This is a genomic window from Streptomyces caniscabiei (assembly GCF_014930365.1).
Taxonomy (GTDB): Bacteria; Actinomycetota; Actinomycetes; order Streptomycetales; family Streptomycetaceae; genus Streptomyces; species Streptomyces caniscabiei.
In genome coordinates this window covers 396,942-413,653 of record NZ_JABXWI010000009.1, presented here as the reverse complement: position 1 = coordinate 413,653, position 16,712 = coordinate 396,942, and the positions used below count along the sequence as shown (strand labels likewise).

Genomic DNA, 16,712 nt, shown 5'->3' with positions numbered 1-16,712 from the left:
GCACCCACCCCTGGTGGAACTCGTTCTAGTTATAGTGACTTCATGACACAGGTGACCGATCACGGCGGAGGCGTACGGTCCATCGAGGTCCCCATCCCGGACAACCCGCTCGGCCACACCCTGGTGTACGTCGTGGACACCGACCGCGGGCCGGTGCTCGTCGACACCGGCTGGGACGACCCGGCGTCCTGGGACACGCTCGCCGCGGGCCTTCTCGCGTGCGGTACGTCGGTCGCCGAGATCCACGGGGTCGTGATCACGCACCACCACCCCGACCACCACGGGCTGTCGGGGGCGGTGCGCGAGGCGTCCGGGGCGTGGGTGGCGATGCACGCGGCGGACACGGCGATCGTGCGGCGCACACGGGGGACCGGCCCGGAGCGCTGGTACTCCTACATGACGGACAAGCTCACGGCGGCGGGGGCGCCCGAGGAACACCTCGCGCCGCTGCGGGCGCCGCGCGGTCCGCGCGCGCTGCCCGGCTTCTCCCCCGCGCTCCCCGACCGCGAGATCGTGCCCGGCGAACTCCTCGACCTCCCCGGCCGTCGGATCCGCGCGATCTGGACGCCGGGCCACACGCCGGGGCATGTCTGCCTCCACCTGGAGGAGGCGCACCCCGCCCGACTCCCGGGTCATGGACGGCTGTTCTCCGGCGACCACCTCCTGCCCGAGATCAGCCCGCACATCGGGCTCTACGAGGACCCGGACGACGACACGGTCACCGACCCCCTCGGCGACTACCTCGACTCCCTCGAACGCGTGGGCCGCCTCGGCGCCGCGGAGATTCTTCCGGCGCATCAGTACGCGTTCACCGATACGGCCGCGCGCGTACGGGAGTTGCTGGCCCACCACGAGTCCCGCCTCGCCGACCTGCTGGTCCTTCTCGCCGCCCCCCTCACCACCTGGCAGCTCGCCGAACGCATGGAGTGGAACCGCCCCTGGCCCGACATCCCCTTCACCTCCCGCAACATCGCGGTCTCCGAGGCGGAGGCCCACGTACGCCGCCTGGTGAAGCTGGGCAGGGCGGAGCCGGTACCGGGGAGCGATCCGGTGCGGTACGTGGCGGTTTGAGGGGGAGCCTGAAGGCCTACGGCCTGCTCAGGCCTCCGCCTCCGCCGACATGACCCGGAGGATCAACTGCTCAGCTCGGCCCAGGAGTTCGGTCTCGCGGGACGACATGGTCGGGGTGGATGCCCGGCGGTGGATCGCTTCGGTCAGGTCGTGGGGCGTCAGGGTGTCGGCGGGGCGGTGGGCGAGGAGCGAGGTGAGGGTGGCGTGGGCCAGGGGCGCGCGGGGGTCGGTCGGGTCGACGGCCACCTGGGCGAGGATCGTCGCGGAGACACCCCAGTCCAGGCCGGGCGGCCCCTCCTCGGTGTTGTTCCAGTCGATGACCTGCGGGCCGTGCGCGGGGAGGACGACGTTGTCCGGGTGCAGGTCCAGGTGGAGCACCCGGACCCCGGGGCGGTGTCGGGGCTGGACGGCGTGGAGGGCCCGCAGGAGGTGGGCCAGGGTGGCGCCGGCCTCCGGTGGGGCGATCCGGCCGGCGGCGCAGGCCTCCAACAGGGTCGGGCCGGACAGGTGCTCCAGCACCATCTCCGTACGGGTCGCCGAGCGCACGCGCGGAACGGGGTAGCCGTGACCCCGTACGTACTCCATGACCTCGGCCTCGGCGGCCGCGTCCCCCCACCCGTCCCGGTAGCGCCGCAGCACCCAGGCGCCACCTCCGCGTTCGGTACGCCCGTCGCGACCACCGGGTCCGGTGTGGCTGTCGGCTCCGTCACGGTCCGCGGCGCCGCCGGGGGCCGCGGTCCCGGTCACCGTGCCGAGGCCGTCGGGGCCGTCCGCCCCGGACTCGCCCTCGTCGGCGTGGAGTTCGTACACGTCGGCCGTGCGGCCCGCGCCCAGCAGTCTCCCCGTACGCATGGCCCGAACCTATCGCGGCCCCCGGGTGGCCCTCAGAATCGTGGCTACCGGCAGGTAGAGTGACCGCGTCGTCATCACACCCGTACAGGGGGAAGCCGGTGCAAATCCGGCGCTGACCCGCAACCGTGAGCCGCCCTCGGCAGAGGCGGCGAGCCGGACTGCCCTGGACGGAATCGTGACCGGCTCGCGTCACCGGCGGCCCGCCGGTGCACGGCACCGTCGAGGAATACGGAGCCGAGCCGCCCGGCGCTTCGCCGTGCCGCCCGGCTCCCCGTCAGGGAGAGGCAGCCGCCGATCATGAATGTCCGCCGCAGCGCCGCGGTCGTCGCCGTACTGGCCGCCACCGCCACAGCCGCACTCGGCACCGGACTCGGTCTCGCGCCGGCCGCCCTCGCCGACGACCCGGCCGGCGAGGCGTCCACCGCTCCCTCCGCCTCGCCCTCCCAGGCGATACCCACCGGTCTGTACGGCTCCACCGACCCCACGTACGACGGTGTCTGGCGGCAGTCGCTCACCCTGCTCGCCCTGCGCACCGTGGGTGAGAAGCCCGGTGCCGGGGCCGTGGAATGGCTCGTCGGGCAGCAGTGCGCGAGCGGGGCGTTCCCGGCGTACCGCGCCGACGCGACCGCGAAGTGCGACGCCGCGACGGCCGTCGACACCAACAGCACGGCCGCCGCGATCCAGGCGCTCGCCGCGGTCGGCGGGCGGGACGCCGAGGCCGGCCGGGCGGTGCGATGGCTGAAGGACAACCAGAACGAGGACGGCGGCTGGGGCTACACCGCGGGCGGGCCCAGCGACGCGAACTCGACGTCCGTCGTGATCGGCGCGCTGGCCGCCGTGGGCGACACCCCCGGGAAGCGGAAGAGGGACGGCAACTCCCCTTACGACGCCCTCCGTTCCCTCGCCCTCCCCTGCGGCGACGACGACGCATCGATGGACGGCGGGGCCTTCGCCTACCAGCCCGACAAGAAGGGCGGCCTCGCCGCGAACGCCGACGCCACGGCCGCCGCGGTGCTCGGCAGCCTGGGCAAGGGATTCGTGGTCGAGGCGGGGCGCGGCGGCGCGGGGAAGGACGCGGCCTCGTTCGACACCTGCGCCTCCGGTGACTCGCCGGAGGCCCTCGCGCACAACGGTGCCGTCCATCTGGCCGGTGCCCTCACCGCCGACGGCTATCTGAAGTCCTCCCTCGCCGGCGCGAAGGACCAGCCCGACCACGGCAACACCGCCGACGCGGTCGTCGCGCTCGCCGCCGCCGGGGACGTGGACGCGACCGGGAAGCCGCTCGCCTGGCTGGAGAAGAACTACGGGGTCTGGGCGGCCAAGGCCGGGCCCGCCGCGTACGCCCAGCTCGTCTTCGCCGCCCACGCCTCCGGTGTCGACCCGCGTGACTTCGGTGGCGCGGACCTCGTGGCACAGTTGCGGGAGACCGGCCCGGCCGGGGACGTGGACGACTACTCCTCGGTGCCGGTCGACGACACGGCCGCCGGGGACGAGGCCGACGGGTCCGGCGACGGTCTCCCGGCGGGTGCGTGGTGGGTGATCGGGCTCGGACTGATCGTGGTCGCGGCCCTGGTCGGGTTCGCGCTGGTGCGGGGCGGCCGGAAGCGGCCGGAGGCGTGACCGGCTCGACCGGGCGTCGGCCACGGCCACTTCCACTGCCACTGCCACTGCCACTGCCACTGCCACTGGGTGGTGTGTCCCGGCCGTGGCGTGCGGCGCCGGTCGCCTTCCTGAGCGGTCTGCTGCTCGTACTGGGGAGTTCGGCGCCGGCCCATGCCGCCGCCTACCGCTACTGGTCCTTCTGGGAGCGGGACGGTTCCGCCTGGGCGTACGCCACGCAGGGGCCGTCGACCGCGCGGCCGACGGACGGGACCGTGCAGGGCTTCCGGTTCGCCGTGAGCCGGGACTCGTCGGACGCCGTCCAGCCGCGCGGCGCCGCCGACTTCCCCGCGATCTGCGGGGACACGGCCGCGCGGGACGGGCGGAAGCGGGTCGCGCTGGTCATCGACTTCGGTACGGCGGCGGACGCGCCGGAGGGTGAGACGCCTCCGGCGGCGCGCACGGCCTGTGCGCGGGTGCCGGACGAGGCGACCACGGCCGAGGCGTTGGCGTCCGTCGCGAAGCCGCTCCGGTACGACACGAACGCGCTGCTCTGCGCGATCGGCGGCTATCCGGGCCGGGGATGCGGCGAGGCGGTCGCCTCCGACGCCGGGTCCGACGCCGACGCCGGGTCCGCCTCCGACGGCCGTACGGGGGGCCCGAGTTCGTCGGCCGGGGGTGCCTCCGAGGACGGGTCGGGGCCGTCCGTCGGGCTGTTCGTGGGCGCGGGTCTGGTCGCCGCGCTGGGGGCCGCCGCGCTGTGGCGGGCGCGGCGGCGCCGGGGGTAGGGCGGCGCGATGCGGTGGTTCACAGGACGCCCGGGGTCGGGGCCGGGGTCGGGGCCTGCCGGAGGCGGGTCCCCCGACTCGGCGGCGCCGCACCGGCCCGGCGCGGGGTCACGGCGGGGCCCGGGGGCGCGGCTGGACGCGTGGTCGCGCCAGGGCTCGGTGCACCCTCTCGCCTGGTGGGTCTGGGCGCTCGGTCTCGGGACCGCCGCCTCGCGTACGACCAACCCCCTGCTCCTCGCCCTGCTGGTCGCGGTGGCGGGCTACGTCGTGGCCACGCACCGCACCGACGCCCCCTGGGCCCGCTCGTACACCGCGTTCGTGAAGCTCGGGCTGGTGGTGCTGGGCGTCCGGCTGGTGTTCGCGGTCGTGCTGGGGTCGCCCGTCCCCGGCACGCACACCCTGTTCACGCTCCCCGAAGTGCCGCTTCCCGCCTGGGCGCAGGGGATCCGGCTGGGCGGCCGGATCACGGCGGAGGGCTTCCTGTTCGCGCTGTACGACGGGCTGCGGCTGGCCACCCTGTTGATCTGCGTCGGCGCCGCGAACGCCCTGGCCGACCCGGCCCGCCTCCTCAAGTCCCTCCCCGGCGCCCTGTACGAGGCCGGCGTGGCCGTGGTGGTGGCGATGACGTTCGCGCCGCACCTGGTGGCGGACGTACAGCGGTTGCGGGCGGCGCGGCGGCTGCGGGGCCGGCCCGACCGGGGCCTGCGGGGGCTGTTGCACGTCGGACTCCCGGTGCTGGAGGGCGCGTTGGAGCGGTCGGTCGCGCTCGCCGCCGCGATGGACGCGCGGGGCTACGGCCGTACCGCCGAGGTCCCGGCACCCGTCCGCCGTACGACCGCCGCGCTCACCCTCGGGGGGCTGCTCGGCGTCTGCGCGGGAACGTACGGCGTGCTGACCGCCGAGGGCGGCGGCTACGGCCTCCCCGTGCTGCTCGCGGGGGTCGCCGCCGCGCTGGCCGGGCTGCGGCTGGGCGGCCGTCGCTCGCCGCGCACCCGGTACCGGCCCGACGCCTGGGGCGCGCGGGCGTGGCTGGTGGCCGGGTCCGGGGTGGCCGTCGCCGCGCTGCTGATCGGCTCCGCCGCGTACGACCCCGCCGCCCTGCACCCCGTCGTCGTCCCCCTCACCTCGCCCGACCTGCCCCTGCTGCCCGCCGCCGCGATCCTGCTGGGCCTGCTCCCGGCGTTCGCCGTACCCGCGCCGACGGCCGCCCCGTCCGAGGAGGAGACCTCGTGATCCGCTTCGAGGATGTGTCCGTGACGTACGACGGGGCGGCCGAACCGACCGTCCGCGGCGTGGACTTCGAGATCCCGGAGGGCGAACTCGTGCTGCTGGTGGGGCCGTCGGGGGTCGGGAAGTCGACCGTGCTCGGGGCGGTGAACGGGCTCGTGCCGCACTTCACCGGCGGCACCCTGAGCGGCCGGGTGACGGTGGCCGGGCGGGACACCCGTACCCACAAGCCGCGTGAACTCGCCGACGTGGTCGGCACGGTGGGCCAGGATCCGGCGGCGCACTTCGTGACGGACCGGGTCGAGGACGAACTCGCCTACGGAATGGAGTCGTTGGGGCTCGCTCCGGACGTCATGCGGCGTCGGGTGGAGGAGACGCTCGACCTGCTGGGCCTGGCCGGCCTCCGCGACCGGCCCATCGCCACGCTCTCCGGCGGCCAGCGGCAGCGCGTCGCGATCGGGTCCGTGCTCACCCCGCACCCCCGGGTGCTGGTCCTCGACGAGCCGACCTCCGCCCTGGACCCGGCCGCCGCCGAGGAGGTCCTGGCCGTCCTCCAGCGGCTCGTGCACGACCTGGGCACGACCGTGTTCCTGGCCGAGCACCGCCTGGAGCGGGTCGTCCAGTACGCCGACCGGATCGTCCTCCTCCCGGCCCCGGGAGCGCCACCGGTCCTGGGCACCCCGGCCGAGGTGATGGCCGTCTCTCCCGTGTTCCCGCCGGTGGTGGACCTGGGCCGCCTGGCGGGCTGGTCCCCGCTGCCCCTGACGGTCCGGGACGCCCGCCGTCGCGCGGAACCACTCCGAGAAACCCTCGCCCTCAAGGGGCGCGGGGAACTGCGCGATCGACCACGAACCACGCGCACCCCGCACACAACAGAAGCCCCCGAGCTCTCCCCGGCCCCACGCTCCCCCCTCTTCCGGCGCCTCCTCAGCAGACGCCCGACCCCTGACGCCCCCTCCCGTCACGCCGCCCCGGCGACGGTGACCGCCCTCTCCGTCCACCACGGCCGCGTCCATGCCCTCACCCGCGTCACCCTCACCGTCACCCCGGGCGAGACGATCGCCCTCATGGGCCGCAACGGCGCCGGCAAGTCCACGCTGCTGTCCGCGCTGGTCGGGCTGGTGGCGCCGGCGGCCGGATCGGTGCGGGTGGGCGGGCTGGACCCGCACCGGACGGCGCCCCCGGACCTCGTACGCCGCGTGGGCCTCGTACCGCAGGAGCCCCGCGACCTGCTCTACACGGACACGGTCGCGGCGGAGTGCGCGGCGGCGGACCGGGACGCCGGGGCCGGGCCGGGCACCTGCCGGGCCCTCGCCGCCGAACTGCTGCCCGGCATCGCGGACGACACGCACCCGCGCGACCTGTCGGAGGGGCAGCGGCTGGCCCTCGCGCTCGCGGTGGTCCTCACGGCCCGCCCGCCGCTGCTCCTGCTCGACGAACCGACCCGGGGCCTCGACTACGCGGCCAAGGCACGCCTGGTCACGCAGCTGCGCGCCCTCGCGGCCGACGGGCACGCCATCGTCCTGGCCACGCACGACGTGGAACTGGCCGCCGAGCTGGCCCACCGTGTGGTGATCCTCGCCGACGGGGAGGTCGTGGCCGACGGGCCGACCGCCGAGGTGGTCGTCGGCTCCCCGTCCTTCGCGCCGCAGGTCACGAAGATCCTCGCCCCGCAGCCCTGGCTGACCACGGCCCAGGTACGCCGCGCCCTGCGAGCGACGGACCCGGCACCGGCCCCCGAGGAGCACCCATGAGCAGCAGCCTCCCGCCGCCCCGCCGCCCCCGCCCGGTCCCCCTCTCCCCCCGTACCGTCGCCGCGCTCGTCCTCGTCAGTGCCGTCGGGGCCGCGGCGTTCGGCTGGCCCTTCGTCGCGGATCCCGGTTCGCAGGTGACCGCGCACGCGCAGGACGCGCCCTGGCTGTTCGCCGGGTTGCTCGTGCTGCTGGTGGGGGTCGTCGGCGCGACGCTCTCCGAGGCGGGGCTCGGGGCGAAGGCGGTGGCGATGCTCGGGGTGCTCGCCGCCGTCGGCGCGGCGCTGCGCCCGATCGGGGCCGGGACCGCCGGGATCGAGCCGATGTTCTTCCTCATGGTGCTCAGCGGGCGGGTCCTCGGCCCGGGCTTCGGCTTCACGCTCGGCGCGGTGACGATGTTCTCGTCCGCGCTGCTCACGGGGGGTGTGGGCCCGTGGATGCCGTTCCAGATGCTGGCGATGGGCTGGTTCGCGATGGGGGCCGGGCTGCTGCCGGGCGCCCACCGGCTGCGCGGGCGCGCCGAGCTCGCCCTGCTCGCCGGCTACGGCTTCGTCGCCGCCTTCGCGTACGGCACGGTCATGAATCTGTACGGCTGGCCCTTCATCGACACCCTCGCCTCGGCCGTCGCCTACGACGCGGACGCGGCCCCGGCCGCCAAGCTCGCGCGTTTCGTCGCGTACTGCCTGGCCACGTCCCTCGGCTGGGACCTGGGCCGCGCGGTCGTCACGGCCGTCCTGACCCTCGCCCTCGGCACCCCGGTCCTCAAGGCACTGCGCCGGGCCACCCGCAGGGCCGCCTTCGAGAGCCCGGTCACCTTCACCCCGCCCGCCCGGTGACTCTCCGGCACCCCGCCGCGCACGGTCCGTCGCGAGAGCCGTGAACCACCCCACAGGGTGCACGTCACATACGAACCGGGCTCGTAGATCGAAGTGGTTGACATGCGCACGGCCTTATGGGCGTTGACCTGGGCTTTGAGAGCCACGTCACAGAAGGGGCCGAGCGTGCGGATACGACGGCAACTAGCAAAAGGGGTCATTGCGGACGCCTGCTCCGGCTGTTTCTCTGGATGAGTCGCAACGGCGCCGACGAGCCCACCCGGGCCTCGGCGCCGACGTACGCCCCCACCGCACCCCACGTGGTGAAGGCATGCCCGCGACGACCATGTCCCCGAAGAAAAGGATCCCCGTGACCCTCTCCGCTCTCCGTCGCATCGCCTCCCCGAAGAAGGCCCTCGCCGGTGCCACCCTGGCCGTCGCCGCCACCGGTGCCGTACTCGCCGCCGCGCCCGCCCAGGCCGCGTCGGAGGCCTCTCAGGCCCAGGCCGTCGCGAAGAAGATGATCGGGGACTCGGCGGAGTACACGTGCTTCTCCAAGATCGTCGACCACGAGAGCGACTGGGACGTCAACGCGACGAACGCGTCCTCCGGCGCCTACGGCCTGGTCCAGGCGCTCCCCGGCTCCAAGATGGCCTCGGCCGGCTCCGACTGGAAGACCAACGCCGCCACCCAGATCAAGTGGGGCGTGGACTACATGAAGGACCGCTACGGCAGCCCCTGTGGCGCGTGGAACTTCTGGCAGGCCAACAACTGGTACTGATCGGTACCGGTACTGATCAGAACTGATACTGATCGGCGCTCGTGCTTGATCAGCAGCCGGCACGGCTCTCCCAGCTGAAGGCGACGGCCCCCGATCCCCGGGCCGCCGCCTTCGCCGTACCCGCCGCCGAGCGGTGCGGCGCCGGCAGCCGTCTCCTGGGGCACTGCCCGCCGGGGCAGTGCCCCAAGAGACAATTCCGCCCGGACTCGGCGCGCCCGTAGCTTCGTCGCGACAGCGAGAAGGAACCGCGAATCCACCCCGCATCGCGCGACGAGGAGAGAACCACCGTGCGCAACGGCATCACCGCATCCGCCATAGCCGCAGCCGCCGCCATCGCCCTGCTGGGCGGCACCGGCCAGGCCTTCGCCGACGGCCAGACCGCCGCCGAGTCCGCCAAGCCCACCGCGCCCGCGAAGCTGACGGTGGACGCCTACAAGAAGTGGCTGAAGAAGGCGCCGGGCGAGGAGGCCAAGGACACACTCCACGGGTTCGACAAGCTGTCCGCGGCCCAGCAGAAGAAATTCGTCGGCTACCTGCAGGACCCGAAGGTGCTCAAGGCGTTCGCCGTCGCGCACGACGGCAGAATCCCCAGCCTCGCCTACGGGAAGACCGTCACCTACAAGAAGGACGTCACCTTCACCATCCGGACGTCCGCCGGGGCTCCCGGCGTCGACGACCGTAAGACCATCACCCTGAACACCTGGTCGGAACAGCGCATCTTCAACGTCTCGGTCACCAGGATGCGGACCGTGTTGACCTACGAGACCAAAGGCAACCGGATCACCGGCGAGGGCCGGAAGATCAAGAACTACGGCACCAACTTCAACGCCGCCTTCGCCCTCAAGCCCTCCAAGTCCCGCACCGAGCTCAAGGCCAACGCGCTCGACGGTGTGACCAACTGGACCGCCACCCCCAAGTACAGGAGCGCCGGCACCAAGCCCGTCAAGAAGCTCCAGGTCGTGACCGGCAAGGGCGCCCGCACCTACCACTCCCAGATCGGCAACGGCTCGCGCTGACACCCGCCACGGCACAGCTGAGGGCGGCGGTCCCCTCACCCGGGACCGCCGCCTTCGCCATCAGCCGGCCCGGAGCGGAGAGCCACCTGAGCCGTAGGACGTCGGTCAGAGGCTCTCTACCGCGTCGCTGTCGGGCAGATCGAGACCTTCTTCGTCACCTGGACGGCCACACCTGGAGCAGATACCGCTCGGTGATGGGCTCGTCCTCGTCCTGGACGCCGTCGGGGTCGGCATCGCGCCCCCTGGCGTGCAGGCGGAGCCCGTACGTGCCGGGGCCGGCATGCGCGAGGTTGATGTCGCCGCGCTCGCCCATGAGGGCGCTGTCGCGGAAGTCGCCGCGTGGTGAGACGAGTTCGGAGGTGGCGATGTCGTCCCAGGTGCCGGGGTCGTGCCCGGGGTCCTTGTCGACGAGGAGTGCCGAGAGCAGGACGGAACCGGAGTTGATGCCGGTCAGGACGCAGGCGACGTCCTCGGCGGTGCCGAGGAGGCCGTCGCCGTCGTAGGCGCGGTCGAGGGCGTGTTCGGCGCGCTTCGCCGGGATGTGGGTGAAGTCGCCCTCGGGCGCCAGATAGAACTGGCCCTCGTCCACGCGGACCGGCCAGGGGCCCAGAAGTCGGGGCATGGTCGTCGCCTACCTCTTTCCGTGCATCCAGGTCTGGACGAGGTAGTCCTCGCCGTGCGGCGTACGGCGGGCGTGGACACGGACGCCGTACTGACGGGGGCCGTGGAAGGCGACGTCCTCGTCGTCCTTCGTGGGGCCGTCGGCGGTGCACAGCACGAGGCTTCCGGTGGTGGAGCGGACGGTGGCCTCGGCGATCTCGTCCCACGGCAGCGGGTCGGGCCGGGGGTCGCGGTCGGCGGGGTGCAGGGTGACCGTGACGGTGCCGGAGACGGTGCCGGTGGAGATCAGGGCCCAGTCGCGCGCGGTCGACAGGAAGCCGCCCTGCTGCGGCGGGGTCTCGGCGTCGGGGTCGCGCAGCGAGAACGTGCCGTCGGTGACCTTCACGGTGAGCGGGCCCACCCAGTCGTCCAGCGACCACTCGGCGCCGCGCTCGGCCATCGCCGCGAGCCGGACGCGCAGTTCGTGGCCGACCGTGTCCGTCGCCTTGTGCACCACCTCGGGGGCAGCCGCGGCCGGCCAGATGTGGAACTCGTACCGCTCGGCCGTCGGCTTGGACCGGCGGCGCAGGGCCGCGCCCGGCTGGGAGTCGCGGCCCCTGGCATGCAGGCGGAGGCGGTAGGTTCCGGGGCCCTGGTGGGCGATGTTGAGGTCCAGGGCGTGTTCGTAGGAGCTGATACGGGCGTAACCGGTGGTGGACACGAAGGTGGTGTCCACCACCTCGTCCCAGTCGTCCCCGCCGGCTGTCCCGTCGGCGGGTTCCGCGTCGAGGAGGCGGACGTCGAGATGGACGTTGCCCCTTCTGATCCCCGTACGGATCTCACCCGCGTCGTGGGTGACCGCGACGATCCCGTTGACCGCCTCGCCGAGCGGCGGCTCGATCTCGGGACTCTCGTCGGCGCCGGGCTCCGTCGGGTCGATCTCGAATCGGCCGTCCTCGACGAAGAGCACCATGGACCGGGACGCGTCGGTCATCGCGGATACCCTCCCACTTCGTTTCGTACAGGGCGTACGAGGCTACGTCAGCCACTTGCCCCGTACTACTCGCTACTTGACCTTCACGAAGAACCCGTCACCGTCGATGATCCGGTTCTGGCCGTAGAACTGGTTGAGCCGGGTCCCCGCCTTGCTGTTCTGCTTGGCGTTGATCATGCGGTGGCTGCTCAGACCCTTGGACTCCTGCCCGCCGCCCTCGCGGGTGGACGCCATGGGGTACTCGTCGCAGGACTTGCCCTTGGGCCGCTTGTACGACTTCTTGCAGACGATCGAGCGGTTCTTGTCGATCTTCTTCTTGCCGGTCAGTCGGTGCAGGGGCTTGGACAGGCCCGGCTTGCCCTTGACCTTGCGCTGGGCGTCGTAGACGTGCTGGGCGGCCTCCTTCACCGCGCTGTCCTTGCGGGACAGGGTGAAGCTCGGCAGCCAGGAGGCGTAGACGCAACCGGGCTTGCCCAGGTACGACACGCTGTCGCAGCGGACGCCGCGCATGGTGACCGGGGAGCTGTTGTCCGGGGTCGCGCCGGTCACGCTGATCGTGGCGACGGGGACCGGCTTGTGGATGACGGTCTTCTTGCCCGGCGAGTGGATCTTCCAGGTCGCGGTGTAGGTCCGGCCCGTCTTCAGGGTGCCCTTGACCGCGGCGGAGGGCTGACAGCGGCGGGCGCCCTTGCCGCACGAGATCTTCGTGTTGATCTTCGCGCCGTTCTTGGCCGCGCCGGTGGCGCTGGTGATCTTGATCTTGAGGGTGCGGGTCCAGTCGTGCGACTTTGAGTTCAGCTTCTCCGACTGGCTCGCGGTGCCGCCCATCGTGCCGCGCACCTTGCCCTTGGTGTCGACGACCGTGAGCACGAAGGGCTCGCTGGTGCTGCCCCGGGTGCGGGTGTAGCTGGTCCTGGCCTTCGCGGCGGTCGCCTCGACCGTGCCGGCGGAGGCGACGGTGCCGAACGCGGCGACCGTACGGAGCTGTTCACCGCTCTGGGAGGCCGCCGCCGGGGTGGACTCGGCGGCGAACCCGGTGAGGAAGAGGGCCGCCGCCATGGCTATCAGTGGTGTTCTGCGGACTGTTGCAGTCGTGGACACGCAGACGACCGTCCTTCCGTGCCAAGGGGCGGTCGCCGTGCGAAACGCCCCTGCGGGAACTGGAGTTCGGTGTTACGTGCAACGACGTTACGGGTGAGGCCAGTCGGGCGAAATTGACTCTTGGGGCAGTGCCCTCAGGGTCAATGCGTCCGCGAGTTCAGCACACTCGGCCCGGCTCCTGATCCGGCAGATACAGGGCCCGTTCCTGCTGGGTGAGGTCGCGGTGGACGGCGCGGCAGATGTGGTCGATCACTTCGGCGGGGAGGGGCAGGTCGACGTCCCACAGGCGGAGACGGTCGCCCTGGTCGCCGACCACGAGGGTGCGGCCGTCGGGGCTGAACGCCAGCCGTGCGCCGCCGCCGCCGGGGAGCGTCGCCCGGACGTACCTGGTGGTGGTGTCCCACAGCCGTACCGTGCTTCCCCCGGCCGTGGCGAGCGTCCGGCCGTCGGGGCTGAACGCGACCGTGACCGGGCCCTGCGTGAGGCTGACGGTGAGCGTGGCGTCGAGGTCTCCGGTGCCGGTGTCCCACAGCCGTACCGTGCCGTCGGAGTCGGCGGAGGCGAGGACGCGGCCGTCCGGGCTGAACGCCATCGACTCCACCTGCCGGAACATCATGACCGGGTCGTCCCGCGCCCCCTCGGACGCGGCGCCGCCCGCCGGTTCCGTGAGCCTGCGCACGACGCGCCCGGTGGCGGGATCGCGCAGCCGGATCTCCGCCTCCTGCCCGCCGGTGGTGGCGAACACCTCGCCCGTGGGACTGAACGCCACCGGAGAGCCCTCCTCGGCCTTGGGGAGTTCGACGCGCGGGCGCCCCGTCCGGGGGTCCCACAGGACCAGGCCGTCCCCCACTGTGACCAGGGTGCGGCCGTCCGGGCTGAACGCCATCCCGTTGACGAACCGCGCGGGCAGGGTGACCCGCGGCCGGCGGGTGCGGACGTCCCACAGCTCGGCCCCGGCGTCGTCGGAGAGGGCGAGCGTCCTGCCGTCGGGGCTGAAGTGGACCTCCTCGACATGCGTGAGCCCCTCGTCGAGCACGGCGCGCGTGCGGCGGGTGGCCGTGTCCCAGAGCCGCACCGAGCCGGTCTCGTCCCTCGGGTCGTCGGACATCCGGAGGCTGCTGGTCGCCATGGTGTCGCCGTCGGGGCTGTAGGCCACCGACCGCAGGTCGCCGCCGGGGACCCGCAGCGTCGCCCGGGGCCGGTCCGTGCCCACCTTCCACAGCCGGACCGCGACGTCACCGCCGCCGAAGACGTCGGCCTCGTTGCCCGCGGCCAGTTCGCGCCCGTCGGGAGCGAACGCCACCGACATGACGGGGCTGGTGTGCCCGGTCAGGGTGGAGCGGGCGCGGCCGGTGGCCGGGTCCCAGAGGCGTACCGTGCCGTCGTAGCTGCCGGCGGCCAGGGTTGTGCCGTCGGGGGCGAACGCCATGGACTCGACCCTGCTGCTGGCGCTGGTGAGCGTGGTGCGCCGGCTGCCGTCGGCCACGTCCCACAGGTGGACGGTGCCGTCCTCGGTGCCCGTGGCGAGCGTCTTCCCTGCCGCGTCGAAGGCCAGTGAACTGACCACGCCGGTACTGCTTCTGAGGGTGGCGAAGACCTTCCCGGTCCGCAGGTCCCAGAGTTGGGCGGTGCGGTCGCGGGTGCTGGTGGCGAGGGTGCGGCCGTCGGGGCTGAACGCCACCGCCATCTCCAGCCCGGTGGGCCCCTTCAGGGTGGTCGTGACCCGGCCGGTGGCCACGTCCCGCACCTGTCCGCTCTCGGCGACGGCGAGCGCGCGGCCGGAGCGGTCGAAGCCGACCGCAGCCATGTTGTCGTCGTCGGGTTTCCGCAGGGCGACCGTGTCCCGTACGCGTCCGGTGTCCAGGTCCCACAGCCGCGCGTCGTCGTTGTGACTCGTGGCGAGGGTCCTGCCGTCCGGGCCGAAGGCCACGGTGCGGACGAGATCGGGGTCGTCCGCGTCCGCACGGCCGGCGAGCACCTTCCGGGTCCGTCCGGTCCCGGTGTCCCACAGCCTTACCGTGCCGTCGTAGCTGCCGCCGGCGAGGGTCTTCCCGTCGGGGCTGTAGACCAGCGCGGAGACGGTCCCGGTGTGTCCGGTCAGCCGGCGTTCGAGCGGAACGGCCGCGGCGGCGTACAGACTCCGGGTGGCCTCCCTGGTGGGGCTGGTGCGGTACGCCTTGATGGCCAGCAGCGACGCGAGGTCGGTGTCACTGTCCAGCAGGGCGGCGGACTGTGCGGCCAACTGGCGGGAGAGGCCCTCGCGTTGCGCGTCCAGTGCGCTCTGGCGCTGCCAGTAGGCGACGGCGGTCGCGGTCAGGGCGAGGGCGAGTAGGCAGGCCAGGGAGGTGACGAGGACGCGCAGCCGGCGGGTGGTGCGGGCCTTGGCACGCTCCTCCTCCTCCAGCGCGCCGAGTCCGGCCGCGAGGAAGGCGGCCTCCTGGTCGGTCAGGTCGTCGGTGTGGCCCGGACCCGCGAAGTACTCCCGCGCCCTGACGAGCCGGCTCCCCCGGTACAGCGCGCCCGCGTCGCGGCCCAGCTCCTCCCAGGAACGGGCGGCCTCGGTCAGTTGCCGGTGGGCGCGCAGCCGGTCCCGGTCCTCCTCGATCCAGCCGCGCAGCCGTGGCCAGGCGGTGATGAGCGCCTCGTGGGCGAGGTCCACGGTGGGGCCGTCGAGGGTGAGGAGGCGGGCCCGGGTGAGCGCCTCCAGGACCCGGGCGACCTCCTCCCGTCCGGTGCCGGTGGTCTCCAGCTCGGCCCGTTCGGCCGGCCGGCGGGTGTCGGGTGTGCCGTCGCCGGGCGAGATGAGCCGCAGCAGCACCCGGCGGGCGGTGGCCGCCTCGCTCACGGTGAACCCGGCGTGGACGTCCTCGGCGGTCTTGGCGATCGCCCCGTCCAGGCCGCCGGCCGCCTCGTACCCGGCGAGGGTCAGGGTCTTGCCCCGGCGGCGGCGCCAGGTCTCCAGCAGGACGTGCGACAGCAGCGGCAGTCCGCCGGGCGCGTCGGTGATCTCCTCGACCAGCCGGGTGGTCAGCGCGCGTTCCACGGTGAGCCCGACGGCCGCGGCCGGCTTGACGACGACCTCGCGCAGTTCGGCCGGGCTCATGGGCCCCGCCAGCAGGTTGGCGTCGCCGAGCGCCTCGGCCAGCGCCCGGTGCTCGGCGCACCGGCCGTAGAAGTCCGCGCGCACCGCCAGCAGCACCCGCAGTCCGCTCGCCGGTTCGCGCGCGGTGAGCAACAGGTCGATGAACCGGGCGCGTTCGGCGGCGTCGTGGCAGAGCGTGAAGACCTCCTCGAACTGGTCGACGACGACGAGCGTGTCACCACCGCCGCCGGTGCCGCCGCCGCTCGCCTCGCGCAGCAGCTCGTGGGTGCGGGCCAGGTGGTCGCCGGGGGTCAGGATGCGGATCGCGGACGGGCGCAGGCCCGGCTCCTCGGACTGCCTGAGGACGGGGATCAGACCGGCGCGCAGGAGGGAGGACTTGCCGATGCCGGAAGGGCCGAAGACCGCCGCGAACCGTCGGCGGCGCATCAGGTCCACGAGGTCGGCGGTGAGGCGGTCCCGGCCGAAGAAGAGGCCGCTGTCGCCGGTCTCGAACCGGGCGAGGCCCCGGTACGGCGGTTCCGCGGCCGTCTCGTCGCCGTCCGGGTCGAAGGCGGCGGCCTCCTCTACCGCCTGGTGCCAGCGGGCCTCCCACTCGGCAGGATCACCCCCGCAGGCCCGTACGAAGGCCAGTGCCACCGGCAGGGTGGGCAACTGCTCGCCGCCCGCGGCCTGGGAGAGGGTGGTGATCGAGTAGCCCGCCCGTCCGGCCATCGCCCGGTAGGTGAGGCCCCCGGCCCCGGTCCGCAGTTTGCGCAACTCGAACGCGAACCGTTGCACCGGCCCGGCCCCCGGATCGACCGGCACCTCACGACGACCCGCCACCGCGCTGTTCCCCTCTGAGCACACCCACACCGTCCGCCACCAACGTACGCAGTCGGCCGCCCAAGCGGAGAGATCGCGTCCGGCCATTGTTTGGCAGCCGGAACCCCCCTGCCTGACAATGCGCGACCCGGTGAAATCAGTGGTGTGGGCGGTACGGGGGCCGCGCACACCGGGGGAACGGGCGGTACGACC

Annotated in this window: 13 protein-coding genes; 8 read left to right on the top strand and 5 right to left on the bottom strand. The window is 73.5% G+C overall.

Features of this window, described 5'->3' with window-relative positions; translation table 11 throughout:
• Nucleotides 1-42: 42 nt before the first annotated feature.
• Nucleotides 43-1,071 carry an MBL fold metallo-hydrolase gene (locus HW837_RS26110; protein WP_193380008.1) on the top strand — a complete coding sequence of 343 codons (1,029 nt, stop codon included), beginning with the start codon at nucleotides 43-45 and terminating at the stop codon, nucleotides 1,069-1,071.
• A gap of 27 nt (nucleotides 1,072-1,098) precedes the next feature.
• Here HW837_RS26110 and HW837_RS26105 read toward each other — a convergent pair whose 3' ends face one another.
• Nucleotides 1,099-1,923, bottom strand: a complete 825-nt coding sequence (locus tag HW837_RS26105) for a phosphotransferase (RefSeq protein ID WP_193380009.1) — start codon at nucleotides 1,921-1,923, stop codon at nucleotides 1,099-1,101.
• A gap of 297 nt (nucleotides 1,924-2,220) precedes the next feature.
• Between HW837_RS26105 and HW837_RS26100 the strand changes: the two genes are divergently transcribed.
• From HW837_RS26100 to HW837_RS26070, 7 genes are all read left to right on the top strand, one after another.
• The gene (locus tag HW837_RS26100; RefSeq protein WP_193380010.1) at nucleotides 2,221-3,543 is read left to right on the top strand and encodes a prenyltransferase/squalene oxidase repeat-containing protein; all 1,323 of its coding nucleotides are present in this window, start codon (nucleotides 2,221-2,223) and stop codon (nucleotides 3,541-3,543) included.
• Nucleotides 3,544-3,617: 74 nt separating this feature from the next.
• Entirely contained in the window at nucleotides 3,618-4,310 is a 693-nt protein-coding gene (locus tag HW837_RS26095; protein WP_193380011.1) for an SCO2322 family protein, read from the top strand.
• Nucleotides 4,311-4,319: 9 nt separating this feature from the next.
• Entirely contained in the window at nucleotides 4,320-5,543 is a 1,224-nt protein-coding gene (locus HW837_RS26090; RefSeq protein WP_193380012.1) for an energy-coupling factor transporter transmembrane component T, read from the top strand.
• Nucleotides 5,540-7,291, top strand: a complete 1,752-nt coding sequence (locus tag HW837_RS26085) for an ABC transporter ATP-binding protein (RefSeq protein WP_193380013.1) — start codon at nucleotides 5,540-5,542, stop codon at nucleotides 7,289-7,291. The genes HW837_RS26090 and HW837_RS26085 overlap by 4 nt, the downstream gene beginning before the upstream one ends.
• Complete coding sequence (locus HW837_RS26080) at nucleotides 7,288-8,124, top strand: ECF transporter S component (RefSeq protein WP_045557974.1); 837 nt, start codon at nucleotides 7,288-7,290, stop codon at nucleotides 8,122-8,124. The genes HW837_RS26085 and HW837_RS26080 overlap by 4 nt, the downstream gene beginning before the upstream one ends.
• A 310-nt stretch (nucleotides 8,125-8,434) precedes the next feature.
• Complete coding sequence (locus HW837_RS26075; protein WP_193382447.1) at nucleotides 8,435-8,884, top strand: aggregation-promoting factor C-terminal-like domain-containing protein; 450 nt, start codon at nucleotides 8,435-8,437, stop codon at nucleotides 8,882-8,884.
• A gap of 287 nt (nucleotides 8,885-9,171) precedes the next feature.
• Nucleotides 9,172-9,900, top strand: a complete 729-nt coding sequence (locus HW837_RS26070; RefSeq protein WP_045557972.1) for a hypothetical protein — start codon at nucleotides 9,172-9,174, stop codon at nucleotides 9,898-9,900.
• 154 nt (nucleotides 9,901-10,054) lie between these two features.
• Here HW837_RS26070 and HW837_RS26065 read toward each other — a convergent pair whose 3' ends face one another.
• The 4 genes from HW837_RS26065 to HW837_RS26050 form a co-directional block, all read right to left on the bottom strand.
• Entirely contained in the window at nucleotides 10,055-10,522 is a 468-nt protein-coding gene (locus tag HW837_RS26065; protein ID WP_045557971.1) for a hypothetical protein, read from the bottom strand.
• 9 nt (nucleotides 10,523-10,531) lie between these two features.
• Nucleotides 10,532-11,494, bottom strand: coding sequence for a hypothetical protein (locus HW837_RS26060; protein ID WP_193382446.1), 963 nt, complete (start codon nucleotides 11,492-11,494; stop codon nucleotides 10,532-10,534).
• Nucleotides 11,495-11,566: 72 nt separating this feature from the next.
• The gene (locus HW837_RS50090; protein WP_143110692.1) at nucleotides 11,567-12,595 is read right to left on the bottom strand and encodes a NucA/NucB deoxyribonuclease domain-containing protein; all 1,029 of its coding nucleotides are present in this window, start codon (nucleotides 12,593-12,595) and stop codon (nucleotides 11,567-11,569) included.
• A gap of 157 nt (nucleotides 12,596-12,752) precedes the next feature.
• Nucleotides 12,753-16,520, bottom strand: coding sequence for an nSTAND1 domain-containing NTPase (locus HW837_RS26050; protein WP_313895584.1), 3,768 nt, complete (start codon nucleotides 16,518-16,520; stop codon nucleotides 12,753-12,755).
• Nucleotides 16,521-16,712: the final 192 nt, after the last annotated feature.